The organism is Rubritalea sp. (assembly GCF_051252225.1).
Lineage (GTDB): Bacteria > Verrucomicrobiota > Verrucomicrobiia > Verrucomicrobiales > Akkermansiaceae > Rubritalea.
In genome coordinates this window covers 221,145-238,042 of the sequence record NZ_JBPOGE010000004.1, presented here as the reverse complement: position 1 = coordinate 238,042, position 16,898 = coordinate 221,145, and the positions used below count along the sequence as shown (strand labels likewise).

Annotated in this window: 16 protein-coding genes; 6 read left to right on the top strand and 10 right to left on the bottom strand. The window is 46.9% G+C overall.

The genetic code is table 11. From position 1 onward, the window contains the following. Positions 1-45: 45 nt before the first annotated feature. The 4 genes from ACSHX2_RS06340 (at position 46) to ACSHX2_RS06325 (ending at position 5,898) form a co-directional block, all read left to right on the top strand. Positions 46-2,712 (top strand): valine--tRNA ligase, encoded by a 2,667-nt coding sequence (locus ACSHX2_RS06340; RefSeq protein WP_435691689.1) that lies wholly within the window; start codon positions 46-48, stop codon positions 2,710-2,712. Between the two features lie 125 nt (positions 2,713-2,837). Continuing rightward, positions 2,838-3,818: a hypothetical protein gene (locus ACSHX2_RS06335; protein ID WP_435691687.1), complete on the top strand. Its 981-nt coding sequence runs from the start codon at positions 2,838-2,840 to the stop codon at positions 3,816-3,818. Positions 3,819-3,862: 44 nt separating this feature from the next. Further along, the gene (locus tag ACSHX2_RS06330; protein ID WP_435691685.1) at positions 3,863-4,537 is read left to right on the top strand and encodes a hypothetical protein; all 675 of its coding nucleotides are present in this window, start codon (positions 3,863-3,865) and stop codon (positions 4,535-4,537) included. Further along, complete coding sequence (locus ACSHX2_RS06325; RefSeq protein ID WP_435691683.1) at positions 4,534-5,898, top strand: hypothetical protein; 1,365 nt, start codon at positions 4,534-4,536, stop codon at positions 5,896-5,898. Before ACSHX2_RS06330 ends, ACSHX2_RS06325 begins: the two co-directional genes overlap by 4 nt. A 43-nt stretch (positions 5,899-5,941) precedes the next feature. Here the strand turns inward: ACSHX2_RS06325 and ppk2 are convergent, their stop codons facing one another. Both ppk2 and ACSHX2_RS06315 read right to left on the bottom strand, forming a co-directional pair. Further along, a complete protein-coding gene (ppk2, locus tag ACSHX2_RS06320; RefSeq protein ID WP_435691681.1) occupies positions 5,942-6,742 on the bottom strand; it encodes a polyphosphate kinase 2 in 801 nt (266 codons plus the stop codon). Between the two features lie 68 nt (positions 6,743-6,810). Beyond that, entirely contained in the window at positions 6,811-7,947 is a 1,137-nt protein-coding gene (locus ACSHX2_RS06315) for a KamA family radical SAM protein (protein WP_435691679.1), read from the bottom strand. A gap of 153 nt (positions 7,948-8,100) precedes the next feature. Here ACSHX2_RS06315 and ACSHX2_RS06310 point away from each other — a divergent pair, with 153 nt between their 5' ends. Beyond that, positions 8,101-8,754, top strand: a complete 654-nt coding sequence (locus tag ACSHX2_RS06310) for a helix-turn-helix transcriptional regulator (RefSeq protein WP_435691677.1) — start codon at positions 8,101-8,103, stop codon at positions 8,752-8,754. Here the strand turns inward: ACSHX2_RS06310 and ACSHX2_RS06305 are convergent. From ACSHX2_RS06305 to coaD, 5 genes are all read right to left on the bottom strand, one after another. Further along, on the bottom strand, positions 8,751-9,578 hold the full coding sequence (locus ACSHX2_RS06305; RefSeq protein WP_435691675.1) for a phytoene/squalene synthase family protein: 828 nt from the start codon (positions 9,576-9,578) through the stop codon (positions 8,751-8,753). The genes ACSHX2_RS06310 and ACSHX2_RS06305 overlap by 4 nt on opposite strands. 111 nt (positions 9,579-9,689) lie before the next feature. Then, complete coding sequence (lepB, locus tag ACSHX2_RS06300; protein WP_435691673.1) at positions 9,690-10,913, bottom strand: signal peptidase I; 1,224 nt, start codon at positions 10,911-10,913, stop codon at positions 9,690-9,692. Positions 10,914-10,980: 67 nt separating this feature from the next. Further along, positions 10,981-12,399, bottom strand: a complete 1,419-nt coding sequence (locus ACSHX2_RS06295) for an efflux transporter outer membrane subunit (RefSeq protein WP_435691671.1) — start codon at positions 12,397-12,399, stop codon at positions 10,981-10,983. Further along, on the bottom strand, positions 12,399-13,382 hold the full coding sequence (locus ACSHX2_RS06290; RefSeq protein WP_435691670.1) for an AAA family ATPase: 984 nt from the start codon (positions 13,380-13,382) through the stop codon (positions 12,399-12,401). Before ACSHX2_RS06290 ends, ACSHX2_RS06295 begins: the two co-directional genes overlap by 1 nt. 78 nt (positions 13,383-13,460) lie before the next feature. Next, positions 13,461-13,958, bottom strand: coding sequence for a pantetheine-phosphate adenylyltransferase (coaD, locus tag ACSHX2_RS06285; RefSeq protein WP_435691668.1), 498 nt, complete (start codon positions 13,956-13,958; stop codon positions 13,461-13,463). 105 nt (positions 13,959-14,063) lie between these two features. On the opposite strand from coaD, the gene ACSHX2_RS06280 reads away from it, so the two are divergent. Next, complete coding sequence (locus ACSHX2_RS06280) at positions 14,064-14,447, top strand: ApaG domain-containing protein (RefSeq protein ID WP_435691666.1); 384 nt, start codon at positions 14,064-14,066, stop codon at positions 14,445-14,447. 1 nt (position 14,448) lies between these two features. On the opposite strand, the gene ACSHX2_RS06275 is transcribed toward ACSHX2_RS06280, so the two are convergent. The 3 genes from ACSHX2_RS06275 to ACSHX2_RS06265 are packed head-to-tail and all read right to left on the bottom strand — an operon-like array spanning position 14,449 to position 16,856. Further along, on the bottom strand, positions 14,449-15,723 hold the full coding sequence (locus ACSHX2_RS06275) for a M16 family metallopeptidase (protein ID WP_435691664.1): 1,275 nt from the start codon (positions 15,721-15,723) through the stop codon (positions 14,449-14,451). Beyond that, the gene (gene ispD, locus ACSHX2_RS06270) at positions 15,723-16,382 is read right to left on the bottom strand and encodes a 2-C-methyl-D-erythritol 4-phosphate cytidylyltransferase (RefSeq protein WP_435691662.1); all 660 of its coding nucleotides are present in this window, start codon (positions 16,380-16,382) and stop codon (positions 15,723-15,725) included. Before ispD ends, ACSHX2_RS06275 begins: the two co-directional genes overlap by 1 nt. Before the next feature lie 27 nt (positions 16,383-16,409). Next, entirely contained in the window at positions 16,410-16,856 is a 447-nt protein-coding gene (locus ACSHX2_RS06265; RefSeq protein WP_435691660.1) for a GatB/YqeY domain-containing protein, read from the bottom strand. Positions 16,857-16,898 lie beyond the last annotated feature (42 nt).

Here is a 16,898-nt window from a genome sequence, read left to right as displayed (position 1 = left end):
ATGGCTTGGCTTTACAAAGGCGAGCGGTCTATTTATGAGGCTACTATGTCCGAGCTGCCTAAAGCATACGAACCACAAGAGGTTGAAAAGAATTGGTACCAACAATGGTTGGATAACAAGTGTTTCCACGCGGATCCTTCTTCAAATAAGGACGCTTACTCCATTGTCATACCACCACCAAACGTGACCGGTATTCTTCACCTTGGACACGTATTAAATAATTCGATCCAAGACATTCTGGCACGCCGTGCACGTCAGCAGGGGAAAGAAGTGTTGTGGCTTCCGGGGACTGACCACGCGGGTATTGCGACTCAGACCAAAGTAGAAAAGCAAGTGCGCGAAGAGGAAGGTACTACTCGTCGTGAGCTCGGGCGTGAGGAATTTCTGAAGCGTGTTTGGGACTGGAAAGATAAGCACGGTGGCATCATCATCAAACAGCTAAAGCGTCTTGGTTGCTCTTGCGATTGGGACCGTGAGCGTTTCACGATGGATGAGGACTACTCACAGCAAGTTTCTCAAGTTTTTGTAGACCTGTTCAATGAAGGTTTAATTTATAGAGGTAAGCGTATGGTAAACTGGTGTCCAGTTTCACTTACTGCGCTTTCCGATGAAGAGGTGATCATGAAGCCGAAAAAGTCCAAGCTCTACTTCATGAAGTACGAGCTTGTTGACGAGCCAGGCAAGTTCCTTGAAATTTCGACCACGCGCCCAGAGACATTGATGGGTGACATTGCAGTGGCTGTGAACCCTAACGATGAACGCTTTAAGCATCTCGTGGGTAAAAAAGTGCGCCGCCCATTCCCTGAGGCAGAGATTCCTGTGATCGAAGATGATCACGTGGATGTGGAGTTTGGTACTGGTTGTTTAAAAATCACTCCAGCACACGACAAGGCTGATTTCGAAATAGGTGAACGACATAACCTGGAGATCATTGACGTTCTCCACCCTGATGGACGAGTAAATTGTCCAGAGGTTCCTGAGCTTGATGGACTCGATCGTTTTGAAGCGCGTCGCAAGGCTGCAGCGATGCTCGAAGAGCGTGGCTTACTTATCAAAGTAGAGGAGTATGAAAATAATGTTGGATTCTCTGAGCGTGCGGACGTGGTAGTAGAACCACGCATTTCCATGCAATGGTTCCTTAAGTACCCTGCAGTTCAAGAAGCGACTGATGCAGTAGCGAATGGCGAGGTTACTTTTCGCCCTGAGCGCTGGCAGAAGACCTATGCGCACTGGATGGGGAATCTTCAAGATTGGTGTATCAGCCGCCAGCTCTGGTGGGGTCATCAAATTCCAGTTTGGTACAAAAAGGAAAAGGCATTTGAGCTTCGAGAAAAAGAGAGTCTTGATAATGCAGATCTCCAATCTGGTGATATTTATGTAGGTACTGAGCCTCCATCTGAAGGTGAATGGGTGCGTGACGAAGACGTCATGGATACTTGGTTCAGTTCATGGCTTTGGCCATTTGCGACTATGTCAGGAGATGTGAAGCAAAAGTTTTACCCGACTACAGATCTAGTGACGGGGCCTGATATTATTTTCTTCTGGGTCGCTCGCATGATCATGGCAGGTTATCGTTTTGAAGGCAGACTGCCATTCAAGAACGTGTTTTTCACTGCAATCATTCGTGACCTCAAGGGACGCAAGATGAGCAAGTCACTCGGTAATTCACCTGATCCGATCGATCTGATGGATAAGTATGGTGCCGATGGTTTACGCTTTGGTCTCATGCGCATTGCTCCGATTGGTGCTGATGTGAAGTTTGATGAATCACAGGTCGAAGAAGGGCGTAACTTTGCGAACAAAATTTATAACGCATGCCGTTTCCGCCAAATGCAGGAAAGTGATGGTTCGCAGTTAGTAATCTCTAATGATCTTCCGAGTTATTCCATCGATATTCTAGCGAAGCTCGACAAACTGGGTGCTGATTTAGAAGTGGCGTATGGCAAGTACCGTTTCAACGATCTTACGCAGCAGCTCTATGAGTTCTTCTGGACTGAGTACTGTGATAAATTCCTCGAAGCTGCGAAGTTTGATTTCCGTTCAGGTGATGAAGCTGCCAAGCAGACTACATTGGGAGTGATAGATTTGGTGATGAGCCGTTACCTCGCACATTTACACCCGTTCATGCCACACATCACAGAAGAGCTAAGCTCTAAGATGGGCTATGTATCTACTGGAGAATTCCTAATGAATAAGGCGATCGATACTACTCCTGTTTTGGCTGCACTTTCCGCTGAGGAAATCGCCAAGGGGCAGGAAATCGCCAATGCTCTCTATGAAACTGCGGGCAAGCTGCGGAATCTAAAATCTGAGTACAACCTCGCTGCAAGTAAGGACGTGATGTTCGTTTTCAAGCCAGTTGCTAGCTGGGTCGGAGGTGAGTGCGATACACTGGCTACTCTCGTAGGAGCTAAGAAAATTGAGTTACAAAATAACTACGATGCTCCGCAGGGGACGCCTGCAGCAGTAACTGGATTTGGTGAAGTTTACATGCCCCTCGATGGCTTAATCGATATGGATGCCGAGAAGGCTCGCCTCGATAAAGAAATTGAGAAGGTTGCGAAGGAAGTTGAAAAAGCGGGCAAGAAGCTGAGTAATCCTAACTTCGTTGACCGAGCGAAACCTGAAGTTGTCGCTGTAGAGCGTGCGCGACTCGCTGAGTGGGAGAGTAAGCTCGACCAATTGAGAGAGATGCGTGGCGCATTAGCCTAATAAGACTTAATAGGAATTAACTTTTCCATCTAGGGCCACTTTCATGCTTGTCGTGGAAGTGGCCTCTTCGTATCCATAGCCGTTGTCGTTTTAAACTATTGTCACATATAATGCACCAAACCTTCATGGATATAAAAGGAATTAGCGCGTCTGAAATAGAGCTGCTCGAAGCAGCAGGCTATCTTGGCGTGGATACATTTCGTATTACAAGTCCAGAAGACATGCTTCTAGAGTTGGAGCGAGCCAACGGGGTACTGTCAATTGTTGAGCAGGTTCCTAGCCTTGAAACTATTGTGGCCTGGCGCCACCAAATAGTGGGTGAGCCGCAGCAGGATACAGAATTAGAGGAACCCCTCCCATCAACTAGTTCTGAAGAGGATGCGCTTTTGCGTGAAGAAGAGGATGCAGAACTTCCATTTGCCCAGCCGCTCTCTCGGAAGTTTATAGCCAGGCATCAGATTGATGTAGAATCATTACCTCAGCTAGTAGAGTCCGTGGTTTCTGGCTCTAAGGCACCTAGAATAGCACTTCCTAGTCCACATGGAAAACTCGTAAAGACTGTTTCGAACGAGCAAAAAAATGAGATAGAGGTTCAGAAGCTTCGCTCTATAGAAGATGCCCGCGGCGAAAAGATTTCTGTCAGTGCTCTTCCTAGGAAAAATGGAGAAGTGGATCGTACGAAAGTAGTTAATCCCGAAACGAATGAAGGAGTAGACCCTAATTCACGAAACTATGTGCGTGGGGTGTTACATAACGATCCAGTTGGAACCACTTTCGGTGCGTATACTCTTGTTCTCTCACAGTTACTTTTAGTGTCGGCAATAGCACCGATTACATATATTTTAATGAATCCAGATGAGTACATGTGGGGGCTACTCTCACCTGCCTTAGTTATTGTCGCTCTATTGGTGTATTTTAGCTCAGCGAGGAGAACGGCTTGTCCGGTTTGTCGTCAGCGACAGTTTGTGCCAAAGTCATGTCTAAAGCATAACAAAGCCCACCATATTCGCGGCTTTGGGTACATGCTCCCGACTGCAATTCATTTGATCTGCTTTCATTGGTTTCGCTGCATTTTCTGTGGAACGTCGATTCGTGTGAAAGAGTAAATCGTTCCCTTGCCAAGTTGAGTGGATTTCTCTAGTTTGCGCTCATGTATCGACGCGGGTTTTCATTACTTAAAACAATCCTTGGCTTGTTAGTCGTGCTTTCGCTCGCAAGTATGGCGGGTCATATCATTTTTTCATGGATGCCGCGCAATTTACAAAGTGTTGCGACTAGCCCGAGTGATGAAATAGTGGAGCCTGTGGATCTCAAAAAACGCCTTAAAAAGGCTGTGGAAGAAAACTATCCAGTCGAGATTAGTGAGTCTGAACTTAATCGTTATATTGCCGATAAGTTGACCCTAACGCAATCTCCCATAGTCGACGATTTTGTGAAAATTAATGGAGTCTATGTTGACCTTTTACCAGGTGTTATGGACATAACTATCGAGCGTACATTTGATTACCCAGGCAATGTCCAAGATGATGGATCCCAAAAATTAGGATTCCTCCCGCTTCCGCAAACAGTTTCCATGCAGCTCAAGGTGAGCTCTGAGGACACCCCGGACGGATCAGTTAAAACTATGGTTGAATTCCCTGGTGGGAGTTTTGGACGAGCACCTGCACCTGGAATGTTAATCGCACTTGCGAAACCGAGTTTTGATACGATCGCAGACTTCTTTACTGAAGAGTTGGATCTAGGCTATCGCCAAATGACGTATGTGACGATCGAGGATGGCGTGATCAAGCTTGACCCAAGACCCATAGAGCTTCAGCAGCCATGAAGAGCGGATTTTATTTTACACTCCTGATCACTGTGCTCGGATGTTGTTCTCAAAATACATTGAGAGCCCAGTCCACAGCCCAGATTGTGGGAGAAGAACTAGGCCCAGTTGCTCAGAGCAACACATCTGAGATTCAGACACGAAAGATCGTAGTAAAAGGAGATAATACGCAATTGCGTATGGCAATATCTTCGATTGCGAATGAAATAGGGGAGGAGTTGAGATCTCTCCTTGGAGAAGCTGATGAGTTTCAAGACGGCCGTACGATATACATCGAAATGGAGAGTTCTCCTGGGAGCCTAATGGTGCGACCAAGGGTAAAGCCTTTCGAGCACTCGGATCTATTTATAGAGTTATTAGTGAATACTCGACAACAAGTGGATCGCGATGTTTTAGCCCACGGTGTGATAGAGGTTTTACTTTATAGGCGTGGTTTAGCAGAGGTGAATACATTAGAGGATGATCAAATGATTGCCGTGCCAACATGGTTAAGTGTTGGCTTGTTAGAAGCCTCTAACTGGAAAAAAGATTCCACAAAACGCCGGGTCTATGAGCACTTGCTGAAGAGACCTGATTTATTTACTTTAGACCAGACTCTCACTTCATCAGGTATGGATGTGAGGAGTTTTGATTCCACCAATAATACATTTTTCAGAGCATCATCTTGTGCGCTAGTTCTCTCGATGCTCAATCAAGATAATGGGGAGGCTGGGATGCGTGCTTTTATTGATGATGTCGTTTTATTTGAAGGTGATATGTCCGAACTGATAAGGCGTCATTTCCCGTTAGTAAATATGGGATCGAATGGGATTCACAAAATGTGGAGCTTGCAGATCGCTGAGATGGCAGCTCCGAAGATGACGGAAAGTCTCACGATGCAAGAAAGTGACGTAAAGCTAACTGAGTCACTTCGTTTCGCCATTTCAGATGAGGAAGGCAACTCGAAACTCGTCCCAATTTCAGATTATGCACTTCTAACAGAGCTGAGTACTAAACAAAAAATAATTGCGGTAGATACTATGCGGCAAGGAGTGATTCAGTTAAGTAATCGGTGTCACCCGATCTATCGGCCGCTTCTGCTAGAGTATGTGGCCATTTCTGGAGATGTCGTTGCTGGCAAGACTGATGAGGTAGAGGAGAGGCTGAATACACTCTCAAGCCAAAGGCAAAATATTCTTATCGCTGACGAGCGCTGTCGAGATTACCTAGATTGGTATCAGATCACACGAGCCCGCACCGTAACTGGCGATTTTTCAGGGTTCATGAGGTTAAAGGAGCGACTAGCCATGGAGCGTGAAGATGCGAAAGATGAGAGTCTTGATACTTATTTGGACAAGGTTCAAAGCTTGATGGAGGACTAAGTAGTGAATTACATATAGGAGCTATAGCCCATTCTCACTGGGCTTAGAAATGTTTGGGAATCCAGTTTCTATTTTGTATCGAGTCGTTGATATCATAAGCGTCATCCTGATTAGGCTCTGGGAGTACAATTTTCTCCTGTTTGATTTTCTGATAAGGAATCATCCCTAAGAGGTGTGAAATACAGTTAAGGCGAGCCTTCTGCTTATTGTTAGAATCTACAAGATGCCATGGAGCCCAATGGGTGTCAGTGGCTGAAAACATGGCGTCTCGCGCGCGAGAATAAGCATACCAAGAGCGTCGAGACTCTAGATCCATAGGGCTGAGTTTCCAACGGCGGCTTGGATCGTTGATACGTTTGAGGAAACGTTTCTCTTGCTCCTCGTTACTAACATCTAGCCAATACTTTATGAGAATGATGCCTTGGTCGACAAGGTTGCGCTCGAAATCTGGGACAGTACGTAAGAAGTCCGTGTGCTCTTTTTCGGTACAGAAGCCCATGACCTTTTCTACACCGGCTCGATTATACCAGCTGCGGTCAAAGAGGACTACTTCACCAGCAGCTGGAAGCTGAGCAATGTATCGCTGGAGGTAGATTTGAGTTTTCTCTCTATCATTAGGTGCAGGGAGTGCGACTGTTCGGAAAACTCGCGGACTCACGCGCTCTGCAATACGCTTAATAACTCCACCTTTACCCGCTGCATCGCGTCCTTCAAAGATAATGACCACACGTAAACCCTGAGTGACGACCCATTGCTGTAAGTGGACGAGTTCTGTTTGGAGATGCTCGAGGTTTTCGAGGTACTTCTTATCGATCGATTTCTTTTTCTTCTTTGATTTAGCCATAACTATAGATGCTGAGATCGTCAGACTACATTAGTATGCAAGTGAGGAAAACGATGAAATCTGGCTGTTTATTCAAGGAAGGCTGGTGAGCTGTTCGGCTCTGGATAGAGAAATTCTTTACCTTCGTAGTTGCGGAGTACGATTTGGTTATCAGTTTTCTGAACAACGTAGTTAGGGTTCACTGGTATTTTCCCTCCTCCTCCTGGGCCGTCGATGACGTACTGTGGAATCGCATATCCAGAAGTGTGACCTCTCAGCCCTTCAATGATTTCTAACCCTTTATTTACTGAAGTGCGGAGATGTGATGAGCCTTCGATGAGATCGCACTGATACAGGTAGTAGGGCTTTACGCGACACATTAAGAGTTTGTGAACAAGTGATCTCTGAGTGAGTACATCGTCATTTACACCTTTGAGGAGCACGGATTGGTTTCCAAGTGGAATGCCAGCTTCAGCGAGACGAATGAGACCTTGCTGAACTTCTGTTGTGAGCTCCTTTGGGTGATTCGTATGAATGGAAATGAAAAGCGGGTGATGCTTTTTGAGCATTTCACATAACTCTGGAGTTATGCGCTGTGGGAGGAAAACTGGAATACGCGAGCCAATACGGATGAATTGGATATGAGGGATTTGGCGTAGTCGGGTGAGTATCTTATCGAGCTTCGCGTCGCTGAATAGCAGCGGGTCACCACCAGAGAGAAGTACATCCCTAACAGATGGAGTGTTTTCTAGATATTCGAATGCAGCTTCGTACTGAGTTTCTAATTGCTGTTCACCTACACCTGAAACGACTCGGGAGCGCGTGCAGTAGCGGCAGTATGAAGCGCAGCGGTCAGTCACTAGGAACAGAACGCGATCTGGGTAACGATGGACGAGCCCAGGTACTGGCATATGTGAGTCTTCTCCACATGGGTCGGATAGTTCTACTGGGTCTTCCCATGTCTCTTCAATACGAGGGATTACTTGACGGCGAATAGGACAGGTAGGATCATCCTTATCCACTAAGTTCATGAAGTGAGGGGTAATCGACATTGCTAACTTATTCCCCGATAGGAGTATGCCAGCGCGTTCTTCTCGAGATAGATTGATTTTACTCTCTAATTCCTCAAGTGAGTTGATGCGCTTTCTAAGCTGCCATTTGTGATCATGCCATTTATCCATCACTTCTTCAGGCCAATAGCCAGGTGTGTGGGATTGGAATTTCATCGAGTGATCATATTCGTCTGAGCTGCTCATCTGTCAGCAAACTGTAAGGATAAATGGAAAGATGTCAAAAGGGGGATGGGTATTTTATTGAGAGGAATTAAGCATCTTTTTTGATTGGTATTTCGTCAGCAAAGAATCCACTTTGGCTCAGCTATGTTTTCTGATGCGTTTCGAGATCTCACCAAACCTCATGTTCTAAATATCCTGGAGGCTCTAAAGAAGTCTCAAGGAATGACGGTTACCGAGCTCTCGAAAGCTGTCGAGCTAAGCTATATGGGGGCAAAACAGCATTGTGAAAAGCTGGAAGCTCTGGGCTTTCTAAAGACTTGGCGAGTTCCAAGGAAGGCTGCTGGGCGTCCAGAAAAACTCTACATTCTTACTGAAAAGTGCTCGAGCTTGTTTCCGCAGGCTGGTGTGGACCTCTCCCTCAATGTGATGGAAGGAGTGAAACGCTTTTTTGGTGACTCTGCACCAGAGAAAATTTTATTTCACCACTACGAGCAGCAAAAGGGGAAATGGGCTGCCCATGTGAGCCGTGGAAAGTCCATGGTGGAAAAGGCAACTCGATTAGTGGAGCTACGTGAGAAGTCCGGAGTGTTTTGCCAATGTCATTATACCCGCGATGGTGGATTTAGGATCGAAGAATATCATCATCCTATGCAGGATATTTTCGACCAATATCCATCGGCAATCCGACAAGAAGTACGAATGATTGAACAGTTGTTAGGGACGCGTGTAGAACGTATTGTACAAGCGCTTGAAAAAGGTGGTGAGCTAGTGATCTACCGAATAGGTGTGTTAGGTTAAAAGCCTAACTGAGTACCTGCGAGGTAGTAGAGCTTTTTCCACTTTGGCAGGGAATAACGCTGGTCGAAGACTTTGAAGTCATCTGCTCGCATTTTCTGTAGGATACCGTGGTAGATTCTGCGCATTCCTTCAGCAGCACGGAGTGCTTTTTTATCGCACTCTGGGACATTCGCGATGGCCTCTTGGTAGTAATCTTCAGCCCGCTCAGCGATATAGTGCATCATGTTTATGAAGCGGCCGTCATAGACTCGGCCAATGAGGTCGCGTTCGGTGTATTGGAAGCGCATCATGTCGTTTTCGGGGAGGTAGATGCGGACGTGATCGTCGAGATCCTCGCCGACATCCCGCAGAATGTTAGTGAGCTGAAGAGCGTGCCCTAAGGATACAGCGTATTTCTCAGATTGTTCGCTGACGCATCCAAATATTTTGATGGATATAAGACCGACGATGCTGGCAACTCGGTAAGTGTATTCCTTGAGTTCGTCCCAGTTGCCGAATCGGCGGTGTGGATTAAGATCAGATTCACAGCCTTCGATTAGATCGAGAAAGAGTTGGTTGTCGATACCGTAGCGGTCGCGGAGTTTGAGCGTTTCCTTTTGGAGAGAATCTTCACCTTTGGCTCCATCTTGGAAGCAACGGATCCACGAATCTAGACCCGCACGCTTCTGCTCCATTGGGATGTCAGGTTCATCGGCTAGGTCATCAATAACTCTACAAAAAGCATAGAAAGTAACCATGTCATTGCGTCTGTCTTTAGGTAGACAGAGGAAGGCGAATGCTAGGTTAGATTTAGAGCTCTGAGTGATCGCTGCAGCTTCTGACATGTTTAAAATACCCTCAAATCAGTGGGTGATTTGAGGGTGTATGAAGTTGAAAGTTGAAAGAGATAAGAGTGCTTAACAAAAGAATGTTAGAATGCGTTAGTAATCCTTAGATTATTCAATGAGACCCCAGTGACCAGACCCAAATGGCCAGAGGCTGAATGCAGCGGGACCAACTAGGTTGAATTCTTTAACTGTGCCCCACATGCGTGAGTCAGAGGAGTTTGGTGAATTGTCGCCCATAGCCCAGTACTCCGATTTACCTGAAGATGGCTTATCCTTCATGAGAAGTGTCCGGCCTTGTGGCAAGCGGTATCCACTAATATAGCCAGAGTAGTCTCCTTGTTTAGTTTCTACACTGAGCACACCTGGAGCTTTCATTTTCTCGCCATTGAGGTGAATGAGAGCGTCTTTATGGATTGCTTGATTCTGGTTGTCGATATCAGGAGTGCCACCTACTAGTTTCACTTGGTCGCCAGGTGTGGCGATAAGACGTTTAATGTAGTGGGAACCGTAACCAGGTTGGTTACGGATTTGTTTAATCTCTCTGGTGTCAAAAACGAAAGTCTCGCCGGCTTTTGGTGCTCGGAAATGGTACGAAAATTTATCTACTAACACTAAGTCACCTGAGTTCATGTAGCCTTCAGCGATCACAAAGCCTTTAGGGAATTTGATCGGAAATTTTTCTACAATGAATTGAAAATTGTGTGGGGTGAGCTTGAGTCCAGTTTGTTTTGAGATTTCAGCGAGGTTGACGCTTTCCGCAAATGATGAAGCTGATCCAGGAACGCTTTCTACACGACCACTCTCGAATGTGATATAGCAGCGGCTGAAGAAGTGCATCCATTGGCCGGGCTCAATTTTCACAATACGGTCGCCCTCTTCTTCTGCTACTACGTTGTAGTAGCTACGTCCATAAAGTACTTCTTGAAGCATTCTAACTGGAAAGGATGGCCAGTCTGCTTTAGGTTCAACGTGACCGATGAGGCCATTGAGAGATGGCCGCATGGAACCTGTCGGAATTCGGAATGGCTGAAGGTAGTATGCTCTGAGTCCCAGTGCGATGACGATGGCTACAAAGAGAACTTCTACGTTTTCAGCGATAGCGTCAGGGGATTTATAGCGAGGTAGGGCCTGTTCACAGCATGCTTGTAGCTGCTTTCCAGCTTCATGGGCTTCTTCCCTTTTTCCTGATTTCCAAGCCTTTTGGAGGTCGACTCTACGAGATTCGATCTCATCGATCCGGTCTTGCTCTAAAAGGTCGCGTTTATAGTGAATAAACTTTTTAGAGCCTTTATAGAGGTGCTTTGCCTCTTTTTTCCATTTGGGCGTGAACATAATGCGATGGGTGGAGATTGGCAGTAAGAACTGGGATGAAAAGGATTTTTTTCAGCCGAAATGGAATCTAACTGTTTGGCTCGGGAGTATAAAAATCTCCGCCCAACGCGAGGTGCAAATCAATGCGGTTTTGGAGGCGGCGGTTCTTCAATGCGATGAGCTGCGCGCGTGAATTATTAGCGCGTCGCTGAGCTTCGAGAATTTCTAGGATTCCCGATGAATCGAGGCCTTCTGCGTAGTCGAGCTCAGCTGATCTCACTGCGAGTTGGGCTTGGCGAACTTCTACTAGAAGAAACTTTTCTTGTTCAGCGAGTGACTTGCCTTCGGCTAAAGCATTTTCGACTTCACGAAATGCGATGAGAGCCTGGTTGCTGAAGTCGTATATAGAGGCTTTATTCCTTTCGAGAGCCCCACGAGCATTCGCTTTGAGTTCACCACCACGGTAGATGCTCTGGGTGAGAGATGCCGCGGCATTCGCTGCAAGAAAGTTGGGGTCAAAAATATTACCAAACTGCACGTTGTTGCTGCTGAGTGAACCTGATAGGTTTATATTAGGGAGTAAGCTTTTTTGTGCAGCGTCCGCTTGTTTGGCAGATTGGTAAACACGGAGCTGTGCCGCTGCTAGATCTGGGCGTCTGATTAAGAGTTCAGAGGGGATACTTGCCGGAGGGCTTTTTTTGAAGTTTGGGAGCTTAGCTGACGCTATGAGTGATGCTGATGGATACCGACCGAGTAGCTGCTCGAGTTGTCGCGATGCTTCATCGCGTGCTTGGATCCTGCTCTTTAATGTACGCTGGGCTGAGGCTACATTGTTGCGGCTAAATTGGACACTAATGGCGCGTGTGCTGGGAATTCCCGCTTTATAATTTCGCTCAACGATTGCATTATTTTTGTTGAAGCTCTCGAGGATGTTTTCGGCGAGGTCGACTTGGTTTTGAGCTGAAATCAAGTTGAACCAACCGCGTGCTGTATTTGCAGCTAGAGAAAGTCTCGCCGCTCTGTATTGCTGGATGTCAGCATAGTATCCAGAAAGGGATGAGTCGCGAAGGTCACGTAGACGGCCCCATATATCTGGCTCCCATGACGCGTTTAGGCGTAAGTTATAGCTCTCAGAGGAAGTGCTAGCTGAGTCACCATTTTCGAAACGTGAACGTGAGGTTCCAGTGCTGGCTCCTACAGTTGGGAGTAGATTCGCTTGAGAGCCAATGGTGCCTTCTTTTGCAGCGCTGAGTCGGGCAGCTGCGGCATTGATGTTTGGGTTGTTATTCAGTGCTTCATTTACCAGTTTGTTTATTTCTGGTGAATCGAAGTCACTGAGCCAACCGCTTGAGATTTCTTTATTTTGTCCCTTGGATGCTTCTTTCCAACTACTAGGTGCCTGCACTTGCGCCGTGTCTTGGCTGTGCGTTTTCACGAGTTGAGAACACGCAGCAAGACTGATACAGGCTGTGAGAGGTAGTAGTAGTTTCAGAGAGCGGGTGGTCATTAAGGGACGATGGTTTTCTGAAGGATACGCTCGACAATCACATCTGTACTGATGTCTTCCGCTTCTGCTTCGTAGCTGGGTAGAATACGGTGGCGAAGGACATCAGGAGCGAGGTCTTTGACATCTTGCGGAGTGACGAATGCGCGACCTTGGGTGAATGCGCGAGCTTTAGTTGCTAGAGCTAAATTGATGGTAGCACGTGGTGATGCTCCCGAGCGAATCAGTGGAGTGAGTGCTGGGTCAATATTGCTAGGATTACGCGTGTTATGAACGAGTTCTACAATGTATTCACGGACCGCTGGGTCGATGTAGATTTGGTTGACGAGCTTACGGCATTTAGACACAATTTCCCTGTCGATGACTGGTTTTGTTTCGGAGATTTTTCCTGAAGTAGCCATGCGATCAAGAATGGTTAGCTCTTCTTGTTTAGAAGGGTAATCGACTGTGACTTTGAAGAGGAATCGGTCGAGTTGCGCTTCAGGAAGTGTGTAGGTTCCTTCTTGGTCGATTGGGTTCTGTGTGGCGAGAACCAGGAATGGGTCTGGAAGCGGGTAGGTGGTATCACCTATGGTGACTTGGCGTTCTTGCATGGCTTCGAGAAGAGCTGATTGTACTTTCGCTGGAGCTCGGTTGATTTCATCCGCAAGAATGAGGTTGGAGAAAATAGGCCCAAGCTTAGCTGAGAACTCACCATTCTCTGGGCTATAAATCATAGTGCCGAGAAGATCGGCAGGAAGAAGGTCAGGGGTGAACTGCAGTCGGGCAAAGTCTGCTTCCATACACCCAGCAAGGGACTTAATGGCTAGAGTTTTTGCGAGTCCTGGCACACCTTCAAGAAGGATGTGGCCGTTAGTAAGTAGTCCAATGATGAGTCTATCTACAAGCGATGATTGTCCCACGAGTACGCGGCCCATTTCTTGCTTGAGACTTTCGACCCATTTGTACTGGGATTCAACTTCTGCTGAGAGTGCTTCGTGATCCATTAAGTTGTTGTTTACGTTGGTGTTTTTAGAAAATTTCAGAATTGCTCTAATTAAAGCGATTGAGAGTGCGCGATTTGTCTATGGCTGTTGATCAGCTTGTTTAATCAGTAGCTTCATGACTGGATCTGGAACGTAGCGCTGGATAATAGATTCCCAACCATCAGGTCCGGTAAGCCCCTTGATCATGCTCGATGATAATTCGGCTATGTCACGTGGCGGCATGAGGAAAGTGGTGGTGATGTCTGGAGCCATGTCACCATTGATGTGGCGCATTACTCGTTCGTATTCGTAGTCAGCAGGGGAACGGATTCCTCGCAGTATGTATTGTGCGTCGACTTCCTTCGCATAGTCGACTAGGTAGCGATTATCAAAATAGCTCACAGTAAGGCGCTCACAGCTGGGAAGAGACTGCTTAAGCATCTCCATGCGATCAGCTACTGAAAAGGTATAGCTTTTCGCTGGGTTTGAGCCAATGGCGACATAGAGATGGTCAAAGAGTTCGAGTCCTTGCTGGATCATCCAGAGGTGGCCATTGGTTGGTGGATCAAAGGAGCCGGCGTATACTGCGGTGCGCATTTCTTCTATTTAGCGGATCATCTGCATTTGTCATGGGTTTTTCTTAAGATCCTAATGAATGAATCAATATTGCTAGATGAAGCTATCTCTGACTAACATGTCGCTGTGCAACCTCAATTTTTACAGATCCCTGGAATCCGAGTGAGTGTGAACAATGTAATGTATGTGCCAAATCTGAATACTACTGCTGAGAAGCCATACGCCTTTGTGTACTTTATTACTGTGGAAAATGAATCGACTGAGCAAATTCAAATCCTAGGTCGTAAGTGGGTGGTACGCGAAGCTGACGGGGAATGCACCGTGGTGGAAGGTGAGGGAGTCGTAGGGGAGAAGCCTGAGATTACACCAGGAGATAACTTTACGTATAATAGTTGTCACGTCATCGCTCACCGAGCAGAGGCTGAAGGAGCTCTGTTTGGTCGCACCTCTAGCGGCTCACTTTTTTGTGCTCGTATACCCCAATTTCTCATGGAGCTTCCCGAAGGGTAGATCATTCAAGTTTGAAGCCGTTGATCAGAGCTTCAATGCCTTTCTGCGTGTGTGGTCCAATGCTAGAAATGGCTAGGTTTTCTAACTGGAAAGTTGTTTTCGCGAGAGCATGAGTTTGCTCAAGTGTGACAGATTCAAGTATTTCACGCGCCTTGTCTGGATCGACAATGGTTCCAAAAGAGGTGAGGGAATCTCCTAACCAACTCATGTGTGCATGTGCTGTCTCTAGTCCGATACGGGCTTGGCCTGATGCGAACCGCTTCGCTTGGGCTAACTCTTCAGCTTGGAATCCATTTTTTATCACATCATTGAGAACGTCTGCGATAGAGTTGAAGCTTTCTTCGAGTCGATCACTGTCTAGACCCGCATGGATTTCAAAGGTTCCAGTGTCTTCGTAGAGGCTGAAATCGCTAGTGATGCTGTAGCAAAGACCACGTTTTTCGCGAAGCTCTTGGAAAAGACGTGAGCTCATGGTTTCTCCTAACAGAAGGCTGAGCATGCGAAGTACGTGGCGTTGTTCTGAATGACGGCCAGAGGTATGAAACGCTATAGCGAGATGCGTTTGTTCATTATCCCTGCGGTCGTGAATAAAAGGAATACTACCGGTAAATGGTGCTTTCAGATAAGGCTGGTAGGGCAGAGATGGTAGTGATTCTTTTGGCAGTAACTGATCAGCTAACTCTAGTACTTCTTGATGGGTAATCTTTCCTGCGACGGCTAAGGTGAGACCTTGAATAGAATAGCATTGTTGAGTGAATGCTCTGAGTGACTCGGCATTGATACCTAATATAGATGCCTCGGAGCCAGTAATCGGGCGGCCGAGTGGGTGGTCTGGCCAGAGTATGAGTGAGAGCAGATCATGCAAGTGGTCGCTAGGATTCTCCTGATACATCACAATTTCTTCGGCAATGACTTCGCGCTCGCGCTCGACTTCCTCATATGGAAAGGTCGAATTCCAGAGCATGTCGCTCATTACTTCTAGGAAATGTGGGAAAAACTCTGCCGGTCCACGTGTTTCGAGGCAAGTTTGATCCTCCGTGGTGAAGGCGTTTACAGCTCCTCCTGATCCTTCAATTTCAATCGCTAGGTCCAGAGCGTTGCGCGTCTTGGTGCCTTTAAAGATCATGTGCTCAGCAAAGTGAGCTGAGCCATTAATCGCAGCTTCTTCAAAGCGACTGCCGATGGGGATAAAGAAGCCTGCTGAGACACTCTCAACGTGCTGCATCTCACAGGTGGCAATATGAAAACCGCGGAGATTCGTGTGCTGGTAGGACATTAGTGTTTAAGAAGAATTTCGGCGAGAGCCAGATCCTCAGGGAAGGTGATTTTTAGATTGGGAGTTGGATTCGGCACAAGGTAGGTTTTGATGCCGATGAGTTGCAGGGCAGATACCTCATCGGTAACTATGGTTTTCTCCGCTTCCACTTTAAGATAGGACTCTAGCAAAAGTGATTTGTCGAATATCTGAGGAGTCTCCATGAGCCAGAGGTTTTCTCTGTCTACATCTTCTGAGATACATTGTGACGAATCTGCTCGTTTCACAGTTTCAGTGATACGGCGCGCTGAAGTGGCAGCTTTGTGCTCTTGAGCTGCTGCTAATGTAGCAGTGATTTGTTCCTGAGCAATGAGTGGGCGAGCCCCGTCATGCACGGCAACAAATTTAGCATTTGAGTGAAGCGCTGATAGCCCGTTAGAGACGGAGTTGTGTCTATCTGTTCCGCCGTCGACTCTCTTGATTGTCGTGCCGTTGTCTAACAGATCGAGTTGGTTGAAGCGTTCTTCAGGGCACACCAAAATGAGTTCCGATACATCAGATGATTGGATAAACGCATTTGCTGTATGCTCGAGGACGGGATCGCCAGCGAGAGGGGCCATGAGCTTGTCAAAGCCCATACGTCGACTGGAGCCTGCGGCAACGATGATAGCGGAAAGCATTTTAGAAAAGAGGTGGGTAGAGGGAGCTTAGGAAAGCGCCTTCATTACAGCCTGAGAGAGAGTCTTGCCATCTGCACGACCTTCAGTTTTCTGCTGAAGAATGCCCATGACTTGGCCCATTTGAGCGCGGGATGTAGCTCCAGTTTCGGAAATTGCTTCAGCGACGGCTGCTGCTATGTCATCTTCGCTCATTGCAGCTGGAAGATATTTTTCGAGTACGGCGATCTCTGCGCTTTCGTTTTCTGCGAGCTCCGGACGATTCGCATTATTAAACTGCTCCATAGAGTCTTGGCGCTGCTTAATTTGCTTACGGATGATACTCATGACGGCTGTGTCATCGAGAACTGTATCAGCACTTCCTTGTTCGATTGCTGCATTTTTAATGGCAGCCTTAAGTGCGCGGATGGTGGAGAGAGCAACTTTGTCCTTGGACTTCATCGCGTCTTTCATGTCAGCAGTAAGTTGATCGTTCATACTCATGATCGCAATGTGCAGCGCGATGTAGTGAAGAGCAAG